We start from the raw sequence: 4415 nt of genomic DNA, 5'->3' as shown, positions 1-4415 counted from the left end.
TCCATGACCTTGTCATGAGCATTGTTGACGAGATATTTGTCATTGCCCCCGGTTGCGTGGAAAACGTCTGCGCCGCGCGTGCCATGGAAGACATGATCGCTGCCCGACGGGGCCGGCCCGGTGGGAGCAGGGGTGCCGACGTGAGTAGGAGGTGTGGTCGGTGTGCCGACCGGATCACTGACCGGGGGCGTGACAGGATCACTAACCGGGGGCGAGACCGGGGCATGGGTGCCCTCGAGATTGTGCTGGAGGAAAAAGGCTTTCAGTTCCGAGGCGCTTTCAAGCGCGGTGTCGCCATTCTGCGTTCCCCATTTATAGGTATAGTCAAAGGCCGGCGACGGAACCAGTGCGGCCCAACGATCAATCATGGCCTGCTCCTGGGCAGCGGTGGGCATGACAAACTTGCCGCCAGCGCTGGTTTCCCAGTTGCCACCACCGAACGCCTGGTAAAGCGGGACGATCTTGTCAATCGGGATGCCCGCTTCACCGGCAGCCGCAACCATCTTGTCGATATGGGTGTAGTCGGGAGCCGAAGTGTTGTTGATGGGGTAATAGCCGATACCGTAGAAATCGATGCCCGTATTCGCCGGATTGTAAGCGGCGTGGGCCGGGTCGTTCGGGTTCATGTAGCTCGGGGAGCCATCCGTGCCCAAGTTCATCATCGTGATGAAGGTCTTGGCGCCGGGAACATGAGAATGAATCCAGTCGGATTCCGCCTTTAGATTTGCAGCGGTTGCGTAGCTGCCCCACTTGCCTGTCGGATCAGGCTCGTCGCTAAGGTAAAACCCGAACACATTTGGATTACCTATGAAGGGAGTGACTTTATCAATGAAAGACGAAGTTACTCCGTCGTGCTCACCGAGATAAACCAAGCCTTTCATGCCATCCGGCAAGGCATTGACTTGCGAAACGTACTGAACATCAGCCAGATTGAATCCGGCGGTTGCGATCTCGGCGGCTGATCCACCGGACGCGTAGTGGAGTGTCATCCAAAAATCCTTTGGTTGATTCGGTTATGCCCCACGTCTGCTTAGTTGACGGCGCATATTAGGCCCAAATCAAATACGACACCCGCTGGATAGAATCTTTGATCGCCGACAGGATTGCTGCACAGCAGGAGATGTTCCGCTTCGGGTCAACCGAAGTCTTTTAAAACAGTGCCGCAACAACAACATAAGCCCCTCTCATCCGGCTCATTGTTGAGCCGCGTGATTGGGAAATATCCGCCTTTCCCGACCGGGTTATCCCCAACTAGGGGAAAGCCAATTGGGGTGCCTCGGCACATGAACCGAGGCTTGCGCTGACGCCCTCGCGGCTCACCCGCCAACTTGACGGTCGAAAGATCGTGCCGCTTGCGGCGTGAAGCGGCCACCTATCGCTGCTTTAGGAGCACTTTCTGCTTTGATCCTATTTAAAAAATCGATGGCCCAACTCTCGTTTGAAATATGATCCGACCCAGCGCATGGAGAAAAAGTCATCTCTCCAAAATATATGTCACCGTTAATGCTGTACAAATCGACCCTGACAAACTCAACATCCCTAGATATCGTTTCCGCGATCTCGATCATTTTTTCGAGATTTTCCGGCCTTTCTACGTTTTCTGGTAGGTCATAACCATACATGACATCAATCTGCTTAAAATCCGGAAGAGAAAAGACAGCCCTTTTATGATCAACAAATCTACCGACGTCGACCTGAAGATAAATTGCCTTGCCGCGAACGCAAAAGAATTTGTAGTCACTTAATTCACCACCAGTAGAAATGTTGTCTTCGACAATTAATTTCTTTTCCATTTTATAATATTGTGTCTCTCGTCCGATATTAAAGTACGACCTCTTAGAGAAATTTAAGAATTCCTCTAGAGTTTTCCTATTGAGCGGTTTGTCGAGGAATATAATTTTTCCAGAGGAATGGGTCGGCTTCATCACGAAATGACGTCCGAGGAAAGGCTGGATCCAAAGTAAAATGTCATCTGCCGTCGTATTTCTATCTATCTTGAATACAGAGATCGTCTTTGGGATTTTAAGGCCTGCGATTCCACTAGCTATGTACTTAGCATAATGCTTATCAACGCAAATCTTCTCCAGGTATCCCCATCTATTTCGTATCATTCTGTCAAATATAAAATCATTTATCGTAGCCGATTGACTGGAAACCCGTCTTGGGAACCTGTTGTTCCCGTTAAAGAATCCCGCTGCTGCTATGGGGTAGTTCAGAACGTAGAAATTCGGGGTTATCAAGCTGACCCTATATATCGTTTCCCAGACAGCTCTTCTTAATTTCCGATACTTCTTTTCCACGCAACACCCCACTACGCGGATAACGCACGGCTAACGCGGCGTCCGCTCTGATAACGACGATGGCGAAGGCGCGATCCGCCTCCTTGGGCAGGTTGGCAGCCGTCACAGATGGGGCCGGTCGAACCCGTCGGCCAGCGCCCCGAGGTGAACGAGCCCTCCAGTCGCCATCCCTGCGCATGCGTTAAACCACAATACGTCAGGCTCGATCACCGTCCTCCTCCGTTTGAATGACGATCCGGCGTGCCGGCCTGACGGTCGTCAATTTGCCGCCTCTGGAAGTCTGGGAGACTGATGGTCTGCTCGGGTGATTGGTGTATCGGGGCGAGATCAAATACAGAATACAGAACGACAAAAGGTTTGATTGATCTAAGTTGTTGCTCCGCATCAGGTATTTTGTGTCAACGACCGTGGCGTCTTTGAAAGTGTGTGGAAGCAAGGACATAAGCCCCTTTTGCGTGTTCCATTCTGGACTGCGTTACTAGCGTGAATTGCCGTTTTTTGGGGGAGTTATCCCCAGCCTGTGCACGCTGCGGGTCGCGTTTCGTTGGTCCTGCGCCACGAATCCGCTGCATTTTCCTCAAAGTCGACGTATGTAAGCAGAGCGTAATAAGGGGGGCGACGGATAGCGGCTGCTATGCGCACCAAGAAAGGTTTGAGCCATCACAATTTACGGAAGTAACGGCGCGGCAGTGTCGCGCGAACGACCGCTGGTCATGAAAACATCGGGGGCCGGTTCTCCCGAGCTGCGTTCCGCCATTCTCGCCTGCATGCCTGGGCTGCTTGGCGTGGCGCTGTTTTCGGCAGTGATAAACATTCTCGCCCTGACCGGTTCGGTCTATATGTTGCAGATCTACGATCGCGTTCTGCCGTCGCAGAGCGTTCCCACCCTGGTGGGATTCACGATCGGCATGCTGGGCTTGTATGCGGTCTACGGGCTCCTGGATTTCGTGCGGCTTCGCGTGCTGGTCCGCATCGGCAGTCTTCTCTATAGAAATTTGCAGCAAAAGGTGTTCTCCATCTCCCTGTCCTTGCCGCTCAAGGCAGGACGTGATGCGGGCCGCTTGCAGCCTTTGCACGATCTTGACCGACTGCGCGGCTTTCTTTCCGGAACGGGACCGACGGTCATCTTCGACGCTCCGTGGATCCCTTTTTATCTGGTGATCATTTATTTGCTCCATCCTTTGCTCGGCTTGTTGGCAACCGTCGGCGCGATCGCCGTGGTCCTCCTGACGGCGGTTGCGGAAGTCTTTAGCCGTGGTCCGGCCGCGCGCGCCTCCGAAGACTTGTCGTCGCAACGGGCGCTTGCCGACTCCGCCCGGCGCAACGCCGAGGTTGTTCATGCAATGGGGCTTTCTGGTCGACTGGCTCGACGCTGGAGCGACGTCAGCCGCGCATATCTTGGTCAGCAGGAGCGCCTCTCGGATGTCGTCGGTGGCGCCAGTTCCTTCTCGAAGGCGCTTCGCATGGGTCTGCAATCCGGCGTTCTGGGGCTCGGTGCCTACCTGGTCATCGGCGGTGAAGCTTCTCCTGGGGTGATTATCGCATCTTCCATATTGCTCGGCCGGGCCTTGGCCCCAGTTGACGCGGCCATTGCAAACTGGAGAGGTTTTCTATCGACCCGGCGCAGCTATAGCGAACTGGCAGCTGTCATGGCTGCATTTGGCAGTCAGGACGATCCGATGGAATTGCCTCGTCCACAGGCACGATTTGCCGTCGAGCAACTGACAGTCGCGCCGCCCGGCCTGACAAGACCGACCGTTGTAAATGTAAGTTTCCACCTGTCGAGGGGGGCTGGAATGGCCGTCGTCGGCCCGAGCGGCTCCGGCAAGACGACGCTGGCCCGTTCGTTGGTCGGGGTGTGGAAGCCGCTCCATGGCTCGGTGAGATTGGACGGCGCCTCTCTCGATCAATGGAACTCGGAACATCTCGGCGCCCATATCGGCTACATGCCGCAGGATGTGGAGTTGTTTGACGGCACGGTAGCAGACAACATTTCGAGGTTCCGAGGCAAGACGGATCCAAAAGGCGTCCTTGCGGCGGCAAGAGCCGCCGGCGTCGAGAAAATGATCATGCAACTCCCTCAGGGATTTCAGACCCGCATCGGGGAGGGGGGAG

2 protein-coding genes and 1 pseudogene are annotated in these 4415 nt (G+C 54.7%); 1 reads left to right on the top strand and 2 read right to left on the bottom strand.

Annotated elements, in window-relative coordinates:
• A pseudogene (locus ENZ75_RS22620) lies at nt 1-989 on the bottom strand (calcium-binding protein); the annotation flags it as partial.
• 327 nt (nt 990-1316) lie between these two features.
• On the bottom strand, nt 1317-2300 hold the full coding sequence (locus tag ENZ75_RS22615) for an ATP-grasp fold amidoligase family protein (RefSeq protein ID WP_164745800.1): 984 nt from the start codon (nt 2298-2300) through the stop codon (nt 1317-1319).
• A 713-nt stretch (nt 2301-3013) separates the two neighbouring features.
• Between ENZ75_RS22615 and ENZ75_RS22610 the strand changes: the two genes are divergently transcribed.
• On the top strand, nt 3014-4415 hold a 1402-nt coding region (locus ENZ75_RS22610; protein ID WP_164887937.1), incomplete at its 3' end, for a type I secretion system permease/ATPase.

The sequence above is a fragment of the Mesorhizobium sp. M7A.F.Ca.CA.002.04.1.1 genome, assembly GCF_004022805.1.
Classification (GTDB): Bacteria; Pseudomonadota; Alphaproteobacteria; order Rhizobiales; family Rhizobiaceae; genus Mesorhizobium; species Mesorhizobium ciceri.
The sequence above is the reverse complement of the archived record's forward strand: the minus strand, read 5'-3'. Positions and strand labels throughout refer to the sequence as shown.